The following is a 17,111-nucleotide window of genomic DNA, read 5'->3' on the forward strand; positions in this document are numbered from 1 at the left end:
AAACTCCTTTTTAGCGATCATTATATCCGTTTGGATTGTTTTTATGCCAACACCATGCAGTGCTTATAATATCTTTTATATTAGTATATTTAGGTGTCCATCCTAAAACTTTTTTTGCTTTTTCACTTGAAGCAACTAATTTTGCAGGGTCTCCAGCTCTTCTTTCACCAAGCACAACTTTAATATCTTCATCGGTAGCCTCTGTTGCAGCATTGATCATATCTTTTACACTAAAGCCTAATCCATTACCCAAATTGAAGATGTTGCTTTCATTACCATTTTGTAAATATTCAACAGCTTTTATATGAGCGTTTGCTAAATCAATTACATGAATATAATCACGGATGCATGTACCATCTTCAGTATCATAGTCATCACCAAAAACAGTTATAAATTCACGTTTTTTTAGTGGAACTTGAAGTATAAGTGGTATTAAATGAGTTTCAGGAGAATGGTCTTCACCAATACTACCGTCTTCTAAAGCACCAGCAACATTAAAGTATCTTAAAGAAACATAATTTATACCATAAGCTTTATTAACCCATTTCATCATCTTTTCCATTGCTAATTTTGTTTCACCATAAGGGTTAGTTGGGTTAGTTTCGTCGCTTTCAAGTATAGGTATTTTTTTAGGTTCACCGTATACAGCAGCAGTTGAAGAAAATACTATATTTTTAATATTATGTTTCACCATAGATTCAAGTAGAACTTGCATTCCATAAACATTATTATTAAAGTAAAGAAGCGGTTTTGTCATACTTTCACCAACTAAAGAATTAGCAGCAAAGTGTATTACAGCTTCTATATCATTTTCTTCAAAAACCTTATCCAAAAAAGATGAATCTCTAATATCACCTTTATAGAATTTAGCTTTTTTGTTTACTGCTTTCATATGACCTGTTTGTAAATTATCTACTATAATTACATCTTTATTTTCATTTATAAGCTGATGTACTGTATGAGAACCAATATATCCAGCTCCACCACAAACTAAAATTGACATATTAACATCTCCCTTTATTTATATAAGGCACATTCAAAAAAATAACAAGTCCATCTGCCAGAATTGTTCTTATATGCAGCATGGCGACTCATCTTTAATGTGCATATTGGTTTATTATTTTTTGATTGCGCCTTATATTTATCATTATAATTAAAAATATTTAAAATTTAAGATTTTACTGAAGTTTTCTTGCTCCGTCAGATATATTAACTATATAAAAGCTTGGCTCATATCCGATTTTATCTTTGTATTTACTTTTTATAGTTGTAGTAAAATTATCTACAGCATCTTCTCTTACGATACTAACTGTACATCCGCCAAAACCAGCACCAGTCATACGAGATCCAACAACACCATCTATTTCCCAAGCTAGAGAAACTAATGTGTCTAATTCTATTCCAGTTACTTCATAATCATCTCTTAAAGAAACATGAGAATCATTCATTAATCGACCAAATAAAGTTAAGTTGTTTTCGTTTAATGCTTTTACAGCTTTTAAAGTTCTTTGATTTTCGTATACAGCATGTTTAGCTCTTTTTTGTTTGATAGGATCTGAAATACAATTTTTTATTTCTTCGAATTCTGATTCAGTAAGTTCACCAAGAGCTTTTATATTTTTAACTTTTTGTATTTCTGCTAAAGCAGTATCACATTCACTACGGCGTTCATTGTATTTTGAATCAGCTAAACCACGTTTTTTATTTGTATTTGCGATTACTATTTTGTAGCCGTCCATATCTAATTTACTGTAAGAATATTTTAATGTACTACAATCTAATAGAATAGCACAATCTTTTTTTCCCATTCCAACTGCAAATTGATCCATTATACCACAGTTAACACCTATAAATTTATTTTCTGCTTCTTGACACATTTTAACTATTTCTACCATATCAATATTTAAATTAAATGAGTCATTTAGTATAATACCCATTAAAACTTCTAGAGATGCTGAAGATGATAGACCAGATCCATTTGGAATATTACCAAAGAAAAGAATATTAAATCCAGTTGGGATTTTGAAAGAATGATTTTCAAAAGTTTTTATTACTCCCTTAGGATAATTAGCCCAATCATGTTTTTTATCATAAATCATATCATCTAAATCAAATTCTATAATTCCTAAATCTTCAAAGTTTAAAGAATGAACTGAGATTTTTCTATCATTTCTTTTAGAAACTACAGCGTAAGTACCGATAGTAAGTGCACAAGGAAAAACATTACCTCCGTTATAATCAGTATGTTCTCCAATTAAATTAACTCTCCCAGGTGAGAAGTAAACATTTTCACAAACGCATTTAAAAAGTTGATTGAATTTTTCTTTTAACATATTAATATTATCCATTTCCATTCCTCCCTTTTTCTATATAGTAACCGATTACTATAAAAAAGTAAAGAGCTGATTAAGAAAAAATTTAAATGCTTTTTATAACAAAAAAACATTTAATTCTACATTTGAATATGATGAAAATCAGTATTAATCAGCATTAAAGTGATAAAGTAAATATTTGTACTAGAAGTTTTCTATTATAAATATATAAAAAAACTATTAGAAAAAACATATAAGTTTGTTAAGAAAATTTCAGAAAAGGATTACTACAAAAGTAATTTTGTTTTTTATTAAAAGTGAATGATTATATCCAATTTATATTTGATGACATAAGTAAATTGACATGTTATTATGAAGAAACATATAATAAGAAGAATTATTGAAGATATTAAAATTTAAAGAGGTTATTGTTGAAATATAAGCTATTATTTATTGTAAGTAATTAATTTAAAATTTTGTGATGAAAAAGGAACGATTATGGAGAGAAATAAGAAGATTCAAATTTATATTTGGTTAAATGGATAGGTGGGATATTATGAAAAAAATAATTGGAATATCAGGTAGTATACTAATTGACGAAGGTGGAATGGTCCCAGGATATAAAAGAGCATATGTAAACAATGACTATATTAAATCTGTTATTTTGGCAGGTGGAATTCCTTTTATTATTCCAGTCAATACAGAGCCAGAAATAATTAAAGCTCAATTAGAAAATGTAGATGGACTTATTTTATCAGGTGGTCATGATGTTAACCCATTATTATTTAATGAAGAACCACATAAGCTTTTGGGAAATACAATGAATGAAAGAGACACATTTGATTCTATGTTAATAAAATATGCATTTGAAATGGAAAAGCCTATCTTAGGTATTTGTAGGGGATGCCAAATTTTAAATGTTGTATGTGGTGGAACATTATATCAAGATTGTTCCTTGGCAAAGGATTCGTATATAAAACATTGTCAAGGGCATACACCAGCACAACCTTCTCATACGATACAGATTGAAAAAAATTCTGAATTATATACTATTTTAGGAGAAAAAGCTCTTGCAAATTCATTTCATCATATGTCTATAAAAGATGTTGCGGATGGATTTAAGGTAGTAGCTATAGCTAATGATGAAATTATTGAAGCAATAGAGAAGGTAGATGGTTCTTTTGCACTTGGAACACAATGGCATCCAGAAATGATGGCAAGCAGTGATGAAAATATGCTGAAAATATTTAAATTATTTATATCTAAATGTAAGAATAGTAGATTATAGAATGAGTAAAAATAAATTTGAATTTTAAATTATATAGTTACTGAGTATTAATATTCATGATAAAAAAAATGATAGCAAAAACTAAAATGTTACTATAAATTATTTTGGTATTAACAAAAGCATTGTGCATGATGTGGAATTATTAATTCCAAGATGATACAATAAGTCTAAAATATACAATTTAATTATTTTAAACAATATAGTTTTTAATTAGGAGGATTTTATCAATGAAAATATCAATACTATACAGTAGCAAGACAGGAAAAACCGAAAGAGTTGCCAAGTTAATTGAAGAAGGTGTGAAGAGGTCTGGAAATATTGAAGTAAAAACTATGAATTTAGATGCAGTTGATAAAAAGTTCTTACAAGAATCAGAAGGAATTATTTTTGGAACACCAACTTATTATGCCAACATATCATGGGAAATGAAAAAATGGATAGATGAATCATCAGAATTTAATTTAGAAGGAAAACTTGGAGCAGCATTTTCAACAGCTAACTCTATTGCTGGTGGTTCAGATATAGCATTACTTACAATTTTAAATCATCTTATGGTAAAAGGAATGTTAGTATATTCAGGTGGAGTTGCTTTTGGAAAACCAAAGACTCATTTAGGATATGTGCATATAAATGAAATACAAGAAAATGAAGATGAAAATGCGAGAATATTTGGTGAAAGAATTGCAAACAAAGTCAAACAAATATTTTAATGTAAAAATGTATATATAAATTGATTAATAATTTAAAAATATACAATATTATAATATTGAGAGCGAAGTTTATAATATGTTATAAATTAATAAAAATAGATGGAAGGAAGATGTTATTATGAATGAAGTATTACAAAATATTTTAACAAGAAGAAGTGTAAGAAAATTTAAACAAGAACAAATAAAAGATGAGGAACTAGATTTAATATTAAAAGCTGGAGTATATGCACCAAGTGGTATGAACAAGCAAAGTTGGCAGTTTACAGTTGTTCAAAATAAAGAAAAAATAGAATCTCTTGCTAAAGTAGTCAGGGAAGCATTAGGTAGAGATGCAGGATATAATTTTTATGCACCTCCTACTTTAATTATGTTATCTAATGACAAAGAAAATACTAATGGATTGGCAGATTGTTCTTGTGCATTAGAAAATATATTCTTAATGGCTAATTCATTGGGTATAGGTTCATGTTGGATTAATCAATTGAAAACTATTTGTGATGAAAAGGAAGTAAGAGAATTATTAACAAGCTTTGGAATACCAGAAAACCATATTGTATGGGGAATGGCATCGATTGGATATCCTGATGGTGAAACAAAAGCTCATGATAGAAAAGATGGTATTATTAAATTTGTAAAATAGTTAGAGATATTTAAGAATTTAGATAGAGTAGCTTGAATTTTAGCTACTCATTTTTTATTGTATAAGAAATTATAGAATTTTCGAGCAATGAAAGTTTGATTGTATATAGTTTTAGAGGTGGCGTTGTATACACAGGGAAAAATATAATTCAGTCAAATCTGTGGATAAATTTTGAAAATATCAGAAACACATAGTACGAAAAGAAGATTTTCTTGTTATTAAGTATTTAGTGTAAACTGTAAAAAAATATATAAAAATATATTGACTATTCATTCAAACAAGCATATACTTATATCATAGTAAATCGATAAGAAATATATGTTTAGTAGGATTGAGGGGGATTAAATATGTCAAAAGTATATAAAAATTTAACAGATTTAATAGGAAAAACACCATTATTAGAAGTAGCAAAGTATAGTGAAAAGAATGGATTAAAGGCAACTGTATTAGCAAAATTAGAGTATTTTAATCCAGCAGGAAGCGTTAAAGATAGAATTGCAAAGGCTATGATCGAAGATGCAGAAAATAAGGGATTATTAAAGCCAGGAGCAACAATTATTGAACCAACTAGTGGAAATACAGGAATTGGAATCGCATCTGTTGGGTCAGCAAAAGGATATAAGGTTATAATTGTTATGCCAGAAACTATGAGTGTAGAAAGACGTAGCTTAATAAAAGCTTATGGAGCAGAAATAGTTTTAACAGAAGGAAGTAAAGGAATGAAGGGAGCAATAGCTAAGGCTGATGAATTAGTAGCTGAAACTCCAAATTCATTTATACCAGGACAATTTAAAAATCCTGCTAATCCAGAAATACACAAAAAAACAACAGGACCTGAAATTTGGGAAGATACAGATGGAAAAGTTGATATATTTGTAGCTGGTATTGGTACAGGTGGTACAATAACAGGAGTTGGAGAATATTTAAAATCTAAAAATCCTAATGTTAAAGTAGTTGCAGTAGAGCCAGCTGGATCACCAGTATTATCACAAGGAAAATCAGGAGCTCATAAAATACAAGGAATTGGTGCAGGATTCGTTCCAGATACTTTAAATACAAAGATATATGATGAAATCATTGCAGTCGAAAATGAAGATGCATTTAGTGCATCTAGAGAAGTATCTAAAGCAGAAGGATTACTTGTTGGTATTTCATCAGGAGCTGCATTGTTTGCAGCAGCTCAACTTGCAAAGAGACCAGAAAATGCAGGTAAAACAATAGTTGCTTTATTACCTGATACAGGAGAACGTTATTTATCAACTGCATTATTTGAAGATAAATAGTCACAGAATATAGGTATTGCGAAATACTCAAAGTTTCGTGATACCAACCGAAATGTTACACATATATGTATAACATTTCTTTGTTTTGTAATGAATTTAAGTAGTTTACATATAAACACTCAGTTTAAATATTTCCTTAAAAAAAATATACATGGTGGAAAGGTATGATTTTAATTTCTATATTAAGTTGCGTTAAATAAGTTAAGGTGCATATTTGATATTTATATTCATATAAATTATTATAATTATTGTGGCAATATTCATTAGTATTTTAATCTAAAGTTCAGCATAAACAGAGAAATTAGCTACATATTTGTGAAATAGGCATTGAAAATAAGATGTTTCCAGCGAAATTTTCTTAGTCCTATGGAACAAATATGCAGCTGATTTCGGTTAGATATTGCTAAACTTTAATGTTTCACAATACCTATATTGTGCAAGGTGCACTAAAATATTGTTACTGATATTTATAGATTTTTAAATTTAAAAATGATACTATTTATTTAGACAAAGGAGTCTTTATTACACTGTATAATAAAGATTCCTTTATTTACGTAAAAAATTATAACGAGTAAACTAAGTTATAAGTAATCTAAAATTATTAAGAATATGATTCTAAATTACTTATAATTATAGATATCCAATTTAAAAATCAGACTTATAATTAGAATGTGTTTCTATATTAGAAATTGCATACATTTTTGTGAAACAGGCATTGAAATTGAACTGTGAAGGTTCTTAGTACAATGTTGTACCATTTTCTGCTTGTCCTGATTTTACATTAGAGCATGCAAAAATGGGCACAACCTTGTACTTAGAACCTTTCAGTGAAAATTTTATGGTCCTGTGGAACAAAAACATTTCTGGTTTCGGTTATTCACCACATAAGTATGATTTATAGTTTGGATATCTATAAGCACATAAAGGAATTAAAAATGTTAAATATCTAGGAGGAAAGTAATGATGAAGTTTAATTATAATTTACCAGTTAATCTTTTATTCGGAAGAGGAAGAAGCAATGAAATAGGAATTGAAGTAGCTAAGTATGGTACTAAAGCACTTATTGTAACTGGAAGAAGTAGTACAAAGAAAAGTGGATTACTTGATAAAGTAATAAGCTTATTAGAAGAATCCAACGTTGGCTATGAAATTTTTGATAAGGTGGAACAAAATCCACTTACTACAACAGTATATGAGGGTGTAGATATTATAAAAGAAACTGGATGTGATGTTGTCTTAGGTCTTGGCGGTGGAAGTATTATGGATGCAGCTAAAAGTATTGCATTTTCAGCTAAAAATCCTGGTGATATATCAGAATACATATTTGGTATAAAACAGGGGGGAAAAGCATTACCTATAATTTTAGTTCCAACAACATGTGGAACAGGAAGTGAAGGAAATTGTTTTTCGGTACTTACGAATCCAGAAACTAAGGATAAAAAATCCCTTAGAACTAATGTAATTATTGCAAAAGCTTCAATTATTGATCCAGAACTTATGACTACAATACCAAAGCATATTCTTGCATCTGTTGGTTTTGATGCTTTAGCACATAATATGGAAGCATATGTATCAAAAATAGGACAACCATTAACTGATATGAAAGCTCTTTATGGAATAAAATTATTAGCACAAAATTTACCTAAAATATATAATGATCCAACTGATTTGGAAGGATGGGAAAAAGTAACACTTGCAAGTACTTTAGGAGGAATGGTTATTGGGGTAGCTGGAGTAACAGCACCGCATGGAATGGAACATCCAGCAAGTGGATTGCATGATATTGTTCATGGAAAAGGACTTGCAGCATTAACACCAGTAATAGTAGAAAATTCATGGCAAAGTGATGTGGAAAAATATAATGATATATCAAGATTATTAGGAGGAAGCTGTGCACAGGATTGTGCAGATGCAATAAGAAACTTGCTTTCTAAAATTGATCTAAAAGTAACGTTAGGTGAACTTGGAGTTCAAGAAAAAGATGTTGATTGGATGGCTGAAAATTGTATGAAAGTTTCAAAACCAAGTATTACAAATCATCCTAAGGAATTCACATTAGAAGAAATAAAGGATATTTATTATAAATCTCTATAAGTAAATTTTATAGTAATTCAATACAGATGCAAAGGGGCACTAGAATAAAAGATAGTATGCCTTTTGCATTGAAAAAATATGAAAAAATTTTTATGGGGAATTATTATAGAAAGATAAGGATTGAAAAAGGATAATTTAAGTGTTATGAGGTAGTTTGAATTAAAAAATGTGCTTTGAATACAAAAAATTGTGCAGAATGCACTGAAATATTGTTATTAAGGATAATAGACTTATAAATTTAAATATGATAATATACATACAAGTAAATAAGTTCTTTAAGTGACAAAGATATTTAGTCTAATAAGCATATTTTAACTTTAAGAAATCGATGGTGAACGATAAAATAAAGCTTAAGATTAAATATTATGTACACTGAGTAAAATAAATTTTACTTATGAGCATAGAGATTATAAAATCATGATTATGAGATTACTGTAACATAAAAAGATAATAATTTATATTAAATGCAAAGGCGCACTGAAATTAAAACAGTGCGCCTTTTTATTGGTCTATTATTTTGTTTCATATACTTTATAGAGAAATAGGAGTTGAGAATATGTATAAAGTTTCTGAATTATCAAAAAAATATGGAGAACTAGAAGTATTAAAAGATATAAGCGTAGATATACAAGAAGGTGAAGTGGTATGCATTATAGGTCCATCTGGATCTGGTAAGAGCACATTTTTAAGGTGTTTAAATTTATTTGAAATTCCAACTGGTGGAAAGATGTACTACAATGGGTCCAATGTTATGGATAAAAGTATAGATATCAGATCTCTTAGGGAAGAAGTAGGTATGGTATTTCAAAAATATAACCTTTTTCCACTACACACAGTAATAGAAAATGTTATGTTAGCACCAATACTTACAAAAAAGAAAAATAGAAAAGAAGCAGAAAAAATAGCATTAGAGCTTCTTAAGAAAGTTGGATTGAGAGATAAAGCAGATGTATATCCAAGAACTTTATCAGGAGGACAACAACAAAGGGTTGCTATAGCAAGGGCTTTAGCTATGGAGCCTAAGATGCTTTTATTTGATGAACCAACAGCAGCGTTAGATCCAGAATTAGTTGGTGATGTATTAGACGTTATGAAACAATTGGCTAAGGGCGGAATGACTATGGTAGTTGTAACTCATGAAATGGGATTCGCTAGAGATGTGTCTGATAGAGTAATTTTTATGGACAAGGGATATATAGTAGAAGAGGGAAATCCAAAAGATATTTTTACTAGTCCTAAGAATGAAAGAACAAAAGAATTCTTATCAAGGGTTTTGAATTAGACTACGATTTAATAATGATCTTATTTTAAATATTCAAATTTAGAATTAATTTAGTAGCAATAAGCTTAAGTTTTTTAAGGGTGATAAAAAAATAAATAATTATGAAAAGGGGAAATTTATAATGAAGAAGATATGTAAAAAATTATTAGTTTTAATTGTTATTGTTGTGAGTTGTGTTGGAGTAATGACTGGGTGTGGGGCATCATCTGGTGGAACGTCGTCAAGTAATGATAAAGGTAAAGATACATTAGCAGAAGCAAAAGAAAAAGGGGTTTTAACTGTTGCTTCATCAAATGATGCACCATTTGCTTTTATTGATTCTAAAACAAATGAATTTACTGGAATTGATGCAGAAATAATAACTGAAGCTGCAAAAAGAATTGGAATTAATAAAGTTGAAATGAAGCAGATTCCTTTTGAAAATTTATTAGTAGAATTAAATAATAATACAGTGGATATGGTGACTGATGGAATGTATGTTAAAGATGAACGTAAAAAGAAAGCATTGTTCACTAATATATGGTACAAGGAAGGAGAAGCAATTGTTGTTCCTAAAGATTCAAAAATTACTAGTAAAGATGATTTGAAAAATGCTGTAGTTGGTGGACAAAAAGGGACAGCCTTCTTAGAAACAGCTCAAAAGTGGAAAAATGATGGTTTAGTTAAGGATGTAACAGTGTTTGGTAGCCAATCAGAATTAATGTTAGCTGCAAACACTGGTAAAATAGATGCATGTATAACTGATGGTATGGTTGCAGGTTATACATTATCACAAGATAGTAGTCTTAATTTAAAGATATTATCTCCATATAAAGCTGAATCGACTGGAATGATAGCAGCAGCTGTAAGAAAAAATGATACTGCTTTAGCAGATGCTATAAATGAACAAATTGACAACATGAAAAATGATGGAACAATTCTTAAACTTCTTAAAAAATATGGAATGAATGAAGATTATTTTGTTTCAGTTGAAGATGGTCATATTTCAGATAAATAATAATACAAACTAGAAAGAATCCGTATGGATTCTTTCTATAAAAGGAGGCAGCAACATATGGATATTTTATCTAACTTAGATTTTAGTACGGCATTTAAGTATTTAGTACCTTCATTAACTGATGGACTTTGGATTGTAATTCAATCAACAGTGCTTGGATTTTTATTAGCAATAGTTATAGGATTATTTATTGCAATTGGACGTATTAGCAAAATAAAAGTATTAAAAGGATTTTTATTAGTATTTCTAGAATTTATTCGAGGGACTCCGCTATTAGTTCAATTAGTATATATGTATTATGTAGTACCACTTTTAGTATCTATTGTTATACAAATTTGGAATCCAGGATATCAATTTAAAATAAGTTCATTAGTTGCAGGGACAATAGGTCTTGGAATTAACTATGGTTGCTACATATCAGAAGTTATTCGTTCATCAATATTATCAATAGATGGTGGTCAAACAGAAGCAGCATTAGCACTTGGTCTTACAAATAAACAAGCTTTGTTTAGAATAACAATACCTCAAGCATTACGTAGTGTAATCCCTGTGTTTGGAAACTATTTAGTAATGATGTTAAAAGATACATCACTACTTGCGTATGTATCAGTTAGTGAATTATTGTTACGTACTCAAAGTTATGCTTCACAATCCTTCTTAACTATTGAATCATACACAATTTTAGCAGGATTTTATTTAATATTAAGCTTACCACTTTCGCAATTAGTAAAATTAGTAGAAAAGAAAATGATAAAGTTTAACTAGTTTGATTGAATTTGCCTAAGATAATAAACAAGTGTTAGTTGATAAATTATTTTTTTCCATGTTTATGATTGAAAAATATAATTAGAAATTTTATAATTCAGCATTGTTATGATGAATGGTATTCACAATTCACTAAATTTAAAGGAATTATATATATTTTGTTTTGTTAAATAAGAATTTGAAAATACTTAATAGATGGTTGTATCAATTATGATTGCTCTAATAAATATTAGAATGGCATTAATTGATACAACCTTTTATTAAGTATTTTTCAATTGGATTTTATAGAGATAATGAACAAATGTATATGATTAAATGAAGTTTTTATATAAATACATCTTTTTTTACAAGCAAATATATGATAAAAATATAATAAGCAAAAGTGATTTAGGCACATGAGAATAAATAGGGGAAACAGGTGTATATTATGTCAATTTCAGTAAAGGATATATTTAAATTAGATTCATTAAAGAAACTTAATCTTCTTGCTGGAGAGGCAGGATTAGAAAAGGGAATAGAATGGATATATGTAGCAGAGTGCTTTGAAAATCCATTAGATGGGATCAAGTGGCTCCAAGGTGGAGAAATCATATTCATAACAGGGGTTGGAATTAAAAATAACATGGATATGTTAATAAAGCTTATAGAAGGAATTAGTGAAAAAAACGGATCAGGTTTAATAGTAAATATAGGGCCATATATAAATGAGGTTTCTGAGGAAGTAATAAAGATTGCAGATAAACTTGAACTTCCTTTATTCACATTGCCATGGGAAGTAAAGCTGGTTGAAGTTTCTAGAGAAATAAGCAATGCTATTGTATTATCGCGTATTGAAGAAAATTCACTTACCCATTTTTTGAGTAATATTTTATTTGGAGACGGGGAGTTAGAAGGCGATGCGATAGAAAAGGCAGCATATTTTGGATATAATTTAGCAGGAGAATGTTGTATATGTGTTATAGATATTGATGGATTTGAGAGGTATTTAAAATTAAAGAAATTAGAGGATGAAATTAGCATATCTAGAATTAAAATTACATTTAGAAAGATAGTACAAGATATATTAGAAAAACATGCATTGAAGGTTCCTATTATTGATAAAGATGATGCAGTTATTCTTTTTAATAGATCAGAAGAAAATTGCATGAAGAGATTACAAAATGCATTAAAAGAAATACAAGAAGTTATAAAAAGACGTATAGATGGTCTTTCTGTAAGTGTGGGAATTGGAAATCCGTATAGAGATTTAAAAATGATGAAACAATCATTAAATGAGGCGGAGTTAGCTATTGATAGTGCAAAGTGTCAAGGCCTAGATGATACAATTACACAATATAAAGACATAGGGATTTATGGACTCCTTTTCAATATAAAAAATAAAAATGTGTTGGAAAACTATTATTTGGATGCGTTAGGATCAATAAGTAATAGTGATGATAAGAATAAAGATGGAAATTTACTTAAAATATTAGAAACATATTTAAATGAAAATTGCAGTATTACAGTTACAGCTGAAAAATTGTTTTTGCATAGAAATACACTTAAATATAAAATTAAAAAAATAGAAGAACTTTTAGAGTGTGATTTGCATAATTTTGATGATTGCATGAAGATAAAGATTGCATTATATATTAATAAAATTTTAAAGTAATATAATTAACTTAAGATCTGGAATTATGATGTAGGTAACCGAAAGTAAGGTGAAATTTAGGACAAGCAAAAACAGAACGACTTTTATTGAAGAAATACTATAAGGTCTTTAGCCTTGCTGGAATTCACTACTTTAGTCAAAATAGACAAAAATATTATGGCACTTGGACATAGAAAACCAAAATAGAAAGTATTATTATATAAACAAGCAAAGGCATATAAAACAATAATTTATAGACAATGGAGTCTTTCGTGTATACAAACATGAGGGCTCTATTTTTTATTATGCTTAAATCATTGAATGTGCCTGAAATAATAGTTTTAATTTGGGAGGCTTTAAAATGATAGAAGAATCAAATGTAAAATTAATAACATCAATACCAGGACCAAAATCAAAAGCGATAATAGAGGAAAGAAAAAAATATGTAGCAGATGGAGTATCAGTATCAACAGACATTGCTATTGCTGAAGCAAAAGGCGCATTAATTAAAGATGTTGATGGAAATGTATTTTTAGATTTTGCAGGAGCAATTGGTGTTCAAAATGTAGGGCATTGTGACGATGAAATAGTTAAAGCAATTCAAGAACAAGCAGAAAAATATATTCATCCAGGATATAATGTAGTAACATACGAATCTTATGGAGCTTTAGCTAAGAAGTTAACAGAAATAACAGTTGGAAATTTTGAAAAGAAAGTTATGTTTGCTAACAGTGGAGCAGAAGCAGTAGAAAATGCTATAAAAATAGCTAGAACTTATACTAAGAAAACAGGAGTTCTTTCAGCTACGGGGTCTTTCCATGGACGTACAAATATGACTATGTCAATAACAAGTAAATATAAGCCATATAAAAATGGATTTGGACCATTTGCACCAGAAACTTATAAATTTGATTATCCATATTCATATAGAGCACCACTTGGAGTTTCAGAAGAGGATTACGCAGATGAATGTCTTAATAAATTAAAAACTGCACTTAAAACTACACTTTCTCCAGATATGATAGCGTGTTTAATAATTGAACCATTACAAGGTGAAGGGGGATTTGTAGTACCATCTGCAAAATATATGCAAGAATTACAAAAGCTTTGTAATGAAAATAATATATTACTTATAGTTGATGAAATACAAGCTGGATTTGCAAGAACTGGAAAGATGTTTGCTCATGAACACTTTGGAATTGAGCCAGATATTATAACTATGTCAAAATCTATAGCAGCAGGAGTTCCACTAAGTGCTGTAGTTGCTAAAAAAGAAATAATGGATTCTGCATGTGTTGGCGGTATAGGTGGTACATACTGTGGAAGCCCACTTGGGTGTGTAGCAGCACTTAAAGTAATTGAAAAAATTGAAAAAGAAGATTTATGTGGAAAGTCACAAAAACTTGGAGAATATATTACTGGCAGATTAAATCAAATGAAAGAAAAATATCCTGTTATAGGTGAGGTTAGAGGACTTGGTTCTATGGTAGGAGTAGAATTTGTAAAGGATAGAGAAACAAAAGAACCAGCAGCAGATTTAGTTAAAGCAGTAATTAAAAAGTGTTATGAAAAAGGAGTTATTTTATTAAATGCTGGAATACTTGGCAATGTAATTCGCTTCTTGGCGCCTCTAGTAATAACAGAAGAACAAGTTAAATATGGAATGGATGCATTAGAAGAATCAATTAAAGAATGTATATAAACATAAAACTAATTTAGTCTTATTTATAGAAATATATGTGATCAATAAATAGTACATATACAAATTATTTTTTTAGTATATGTGCTATTTTTATTTACGTAAATCTGCTGAAGGAAGAATATTTTATTTAAATAATATTATAAATACTTTTGATATTGATTAAACAGGATTTTAGTACTAAAATAATTGACAATAAAATTTTCAAGTAGTAACATTAAATTGAAGCAAAGATGCTCACAAAGTGAGGATCTTTGCTTATTCTTTTATACTAAGGATATTCAAAAAATAATAAATTAACATGCTAGTTTACTTTGCGTAATACTTGGTAAATATATTTATATAATCTAATGAATGAAATGATATACTTATTGGTAAGGCGCAAAGGATAAACTGTATATTTAATTAATTATTTTTTATATGTCTAATAAAAGAAAATTTTTTTACAGTTAAGGCACAATCAAAAAAATAATTATCTATAGAGATTTTTTAAAAAGATTGTTTTAAAGGAAATATAATTTGAACTGATGGAGGGTAATATGATAGAGACAGTAACATCTATTAATCTTGCGGTGGATGAAAAGATGATAATAAAGAAAAATAGATTTCAACCTGAAGGCATAAGTGGTAATGAAAAAAGAATATGTATTGTTACTGGACTTCATGGAGATGAGTTAGAAGGACAATATGTATGTTATGAGTTAATTAGAAAAATAAAGGAAAATATTCAGTTTTTAAATGGTACTGTTGATATATATCCAGCACTCAATCCTTTAGGAATAGATTCTGTGCATAGAGGAATGCCAACTTTTGATTTGGATATGAATAGAATATTTCCAGGATCAGAAAATGGAGCTATGGCAGAACATGTTGCTGCAAAGATTCTTGAAGATATAGATGGAACAGATATGTGCATTGATTTACATTCTAGTAATATATTTTTGAGAGAAATTCCTCAAGTAAGAATTAGTGAGCAAATGTCTGAAAAATTAATCCCTTATGCAAAATTTTTAAATACAGATTTTATATGGGTACATCCTGAATCAACAGTTCTTGAATCAACCCTTACATATAGTTTAAATAATAAAAATATACCAACTTTACTTGTAGAAATGGGAGTTGGTATGAGAATTACAAAAAAATATTCTGAACAATTAGTAAATGGGATATTTAATTTAATGAAAGAAATAGGCATATGGAAAGGTGAAGTAGAACCAGTTAGGGAACCAATTATATCAAAAGAGAAAGAAGTTAAATTTATTAATGCTAAAGCTTCAGGGATTTTCATGCCTTGTGTTGATCATTTAGATGGAATTAAGAAGGATGATAAAGTAGGAGAAATTTTAAATCCGCTAACTGGTGAAATTGAACAAGTAGTTATTTCACCATGTGATGGGATGATATTTACTCTTAGGGAATATCCAGTAGTTTATGAGGGGTCTCTTATTGCGAGAGTACTTGGAGGTGTGAAATGAAAAAAGAAATACTATATACATTAAAATCACCTTATAGAGATGATATGCGTATTACTGGTTATAAATTTGGAAAAGGGGAGAAAACAGCATGTATAATAGGTGCTATTCGTGGAAATGAGATACAACAATTATATACATGTTCTCAATTAATAAGAGCATTAACTAAATTGGAGCAGAGGGGATCAATTTCTAAAAATAATGAAATCCTTGTAATTCCATGCGTAAATACTCATTCAATGAATATAGGAAAAAGATTTTGGACTATGGATAATACTGATATAAATAGAATGTTTCCAGGAAATGCTGAGGGTGAAACAACTCAAAGGATTGCAAATGGTGTATTCGAACAAGTCAAAGGATATACATATGGAATTCAATTTGCGAGTTTTTACATGCCAGGAGACTTTATACCTCATATAAGGATGATGGAAACAGGTCATCAAAGTCCAAGTCTTGCAAATTTATTTGGACTTCAATATGTTGTTATTCGCAAGCCTAAACCATATGATAAGATGACTCTTAATTATAATTGGCAGATGTGGGATACAAATGCATTTTCTTTATATACAAATGCAACAGACCAAATTGATGAAGTATCAGCAAATCATGCAGTAGTAGCTGTATTAAGATTTTTAACAAGAATGGGAGTAATAAAATACACTAGCCACAGTGGATATATTGCAAGTGTCCTTAAAGAAGATGATTTATTGTCAGTTAAGACTAAAACAGGAGGCATGTATAGAAGGTTAAAGAATCCAGGAGATGGAGTTGAAAGAGGCGATGTTCTTGGAGAGATAATTCACCCTTATGAGGGGACAGTCCTAGAACAAATTATTTCTCCTACAGATGGAATAATATTTTTTGCACATAAATCACCAATGGTAATGGAGGATGTTGTAACTTACAAAATAATTAGAAGACTTCATCAATGATAAA

General features: G+C 29.1%; 14 protein-coding genes. 12 read left to right on the plus strand and 2 right to left on the minus strand.

All coding sequences use genetic code 11. The features are described 5' to 3' along the window. Positions 1-10: 10 nt before the first annotated feature. Both galE and CLSA_RS04160 read right to left on the minus strand, forming a co-directional pair. Positions 11-1,003, minus strand: a complete 993-nt coding sequence (gene galE / locus CLSA_RS04155) for a UDP-glucose 4-epimerase GalE (protein WP_022744152.1) — start codon at positions 1,001-1,003, stop codon at positions 11-13. Positions 1,004-1,178: 175 nt separating this feature from the next. Then, positions 1,179-2,348, minus strand: coding sequence for a galactokinase (locus CLSA_RS04160; protein WP_022744153.1), 1,170 nt, complete (start codon positions 2,346-2,348; stop codon positions 1,179-1,181). A 520-nt stretch (positions 2,349-2,868) separates the two neighbouring features. On the opposite strand from CLSA_RS04160, the gene CLSA_RS04165 reads away from it, so the two are divergent. The 12 genes from CLSA_RS04165 to CLSA_RS04220 all read left to right on the plus strand — a co-directional run bounded on the left by CLSA_RS04165 (position 2,869) and on the right by CLSA_RS04220 (position 17,107). Next, the gene (locus CLSA_RS04165) at positions 2,869-3,600 is read left to right on the plus strand and encodes a gamma-glutamyl-gamma-aminobutyrate hydrolase family protein (RefSeq protein ID WP_022744154.1); all 732 of its coding nucleotides are present in this window, start codon (positions 2,869-2,871) and stop codon (positions 3,598-3,600) included. A gap of 227 nt (positions 3,601-3,827) precedes the next feature. Next, complete coding sequence (locus CLSA_RS04170; RefSeq protein ID WP_022744155.1) at positions 3,828-4,310, plus strand: flavodoxin family protein; 483 nt, start codon at positions 3,828-3,830, stop codon at positions 4,308-4,310. A gap of 118 nt (positions 4,311-4,428) precedes the next feature. Then, on the plus strand, positions 4,429-4,950 hold the full coding sequence (locus tag CLSA_RS04175; RefSeq protein ID WP_022744156.1) for a nitroreductase family protein: 522 nt from the start codon (positions 4,429-4,431) through the stop codon (positions 4,948-4,950). Between the two features lie 347 nt (positions 4,951-5,297). Continuing rightward, positions 5,298-6,233, plus strand: a complete 936-nt coding sequence (cysK, locus tag CLSA_RS04180) for a cysteine synthase A (RefSeq protein ID WP_022744157.1) — start codon at positions 5,298-5,300, stop codon at positions 6,231-6,233. 963 nt (positions 6,234-7,196) lie between these two features. Then, the gene (locus tag CLSA_RS04185) at positions 7,197-8,327 is read left to right on the plus strand and encodes an iron-containing alcohol dehydrogenase (RefSeq protein WP_041716063.1); all 1,131 of its coding nucleotides are present in this window, start codon (positions 7,197-7,199) and stop codon (positions 8,325-8,327) included. A 556-nt stretch (positions 8,328-8,883) separates the two neighbouring features. Continuing rightward, on the plus strand, positions 8,884-9,609 hold the full coding sequence (locus CLSA_RS04190; RefSeq protein WP_022744159.1) for an amino acid ABC transporter ATP-binding protein: 726 nt from the start codon (positions 8,884-8,886) through the stop codon (positions 9,607-9,609). A 121-nt stretch (positions 9,610-9,730) separates the two neighbouring features. Continuing rightward, positions 9,731-10,606, plus strand: a complete 876-nt coding sequence (locus tag CLSA_RS04195; protein WP_022744160.1) for a substrate-binding periplasmic protein — start codon at positions 9,731-9,733, stop codon at positions 10,604-10,606. A gap of 57 nt (positions 10,607-10,663) precedes the next feature. Then, a complete protein-coding gene (locus tag CLSA_RS04200) occupies positions 10,664-11,371 on the plus strand; it encodes an amino acid ABC transporter permease (RefSeq protein ID WP_022744161.1) in 708 nt (235 codons plus the stop codon). Positions 11,372-11,798: 427 nt separating this feature from the next. Continuing rightward, positions 11,799-13,022, plus strand: coding sequence for a PucR family transcriptional regulator (locus tag CLSA_RS04205; RefSeq protein ID WP_022744162.1), 1,224 nt, complete (start codon positions 11,799-11,801; stop codon positions 13,020-13,022). A gap of 340 nt (positions 13,023-13,362) precedes the next feature. Next, the gene (gene gabT / locus CLSA_RS04210; protein WP_022744163.1) at positions 13,363-14,703 is read left to right on the plus strand and encodes a 4-aminobutyrate--2-oxoglutarate transaminase; all 1,341 of its coding nucleotides are present in this window, start codon (positions 13,363-13,365) and stop codon (positions 14,701-14,703) included. Positions 14,704-15,239: 536 nt separating this feature from the next. After that, on the plus strand, positions 15,240-16,175 hold the full coding sequence (locus CLSA_RS04215; protein ID WP_022744164.1) for a M14 family metallopeptidase: 936 nt from the start codon (positions 15,240-15,242) through the stop codon (positions 16,173-16,175). Continuing rightward, entirely contained in the window at positions 16,172-17,107 is a 936-nt protein-coding gene (locus CLSA_RS04220) for a M14 family metallopeptidase (protein WP_022744165.1), read from the plus strand. Before CLSA_RS04215 ends, CLSA_RS04220 begins: the two co-directional genes overlap by 4 nt. Positions 17,108-17,111: the final 4 nt, after the last annotated feature.

Source organism: Clostridium saccharobutylicum DSM 13864 (genome assembly GCF_000473995.1).
In the GTDB taxonomy this organism is placed as follows: domain Bacteria; phylum Bacillota; class Clostridia; order Clostridiales; family Clostridiaceae; genus Clostridium; species Clostridium saccharobutylicum.

Coding starts and splice junctions, on each gene's coding strand:
- galE (WP_022744152.1), bottom strand. CDS start 1,003: ATGTCAATTTTAGTTTGTGGTGGAGCTGGATATATTGGTTCTCATACA.
- CLSA_RS04160 (WP_022744153.1), bottom strand. CDS start 2,348: ATGGATAATATTAATATGTTAAAAGAAAAATTCAATCAACTTTTTAAA.
- CLSA_RS04165 (WP_022744154.1), top strand. CDS start 2,869: ATGAAAAAAATAATTGGAATATCAGGTAGTATACTAATTGACGAAGGT.
- CLSA_RS04170 (WP_022744155.1), top strand. CDS start 3,828: ATGAAAATATCAATACTATACAGTAGCAAGACAGGAAAAACCGAAAGA.
- CLSA_RS04175 (WP_022744156.1), top strand. CDS start 4,429: ATGAATGAAGTATTACAAAATATTTTAACAAGAAGAAGTGTAAGAAAA.
- cysK (WP_022744157.1), top strand. CDS start 5,298: ATGTCAAAAGTATATAAAAATTTAACAGATTTAATAGGAAAAACACCA.
- CLSA_RS04185 (WP_041716063.1), top strand. CDS start 7,197: ATGAAGTTTAATTATAATTTACCAGTTAATCTTTTATTCGGAAGAGGA.
- CLSA_RS04190 (WP_022744159.1), top strand. CDS start 8,884: ATGTATAAAGTTTCTGAATTATCAAAAAAATATGGAGAACTAGAAGTA.
- CLSA_RS04195 (WP_022744160.1), top strand. CDS start 9,731: ATGAAGAAGATATGTAAAAAATTATTAGTTTTAATTGTTATTGTTGTG.
- CLSA_RS04200 (WP_022744161.1), top strand. CDS start 10,664: ATGGATATTTTATCTAACTTAGATTTTAGTACGGCATTTAAGTATTTA.
- CLSA_RS04205 (WP_022744162.1), top strand. CDS start 11,799: ATGTCAATTTCAGTAAAGGATATATTTAAATTAGATTCATTAAAGAAA.
- gabT (WP_022744163.1), top strand. CDS start 13,363: ATGATAGAAGAATCAAATGTAAAATTAATAACATCAATACCAGGACCA.
- CLSA_RS04215 (WP_022744164.1), top strand. CDS start 15,240: ATGATAGAGACAGTAACATCTATTAATCTTGCGGTGGATGAAAAGATG.
- CLSA_RS04220 (WP_022744165.1), top strand. CDS start 16,172: ATGAAAAAAGAAATACTATATACATTAAAATCACCTTATAGAGATGAT.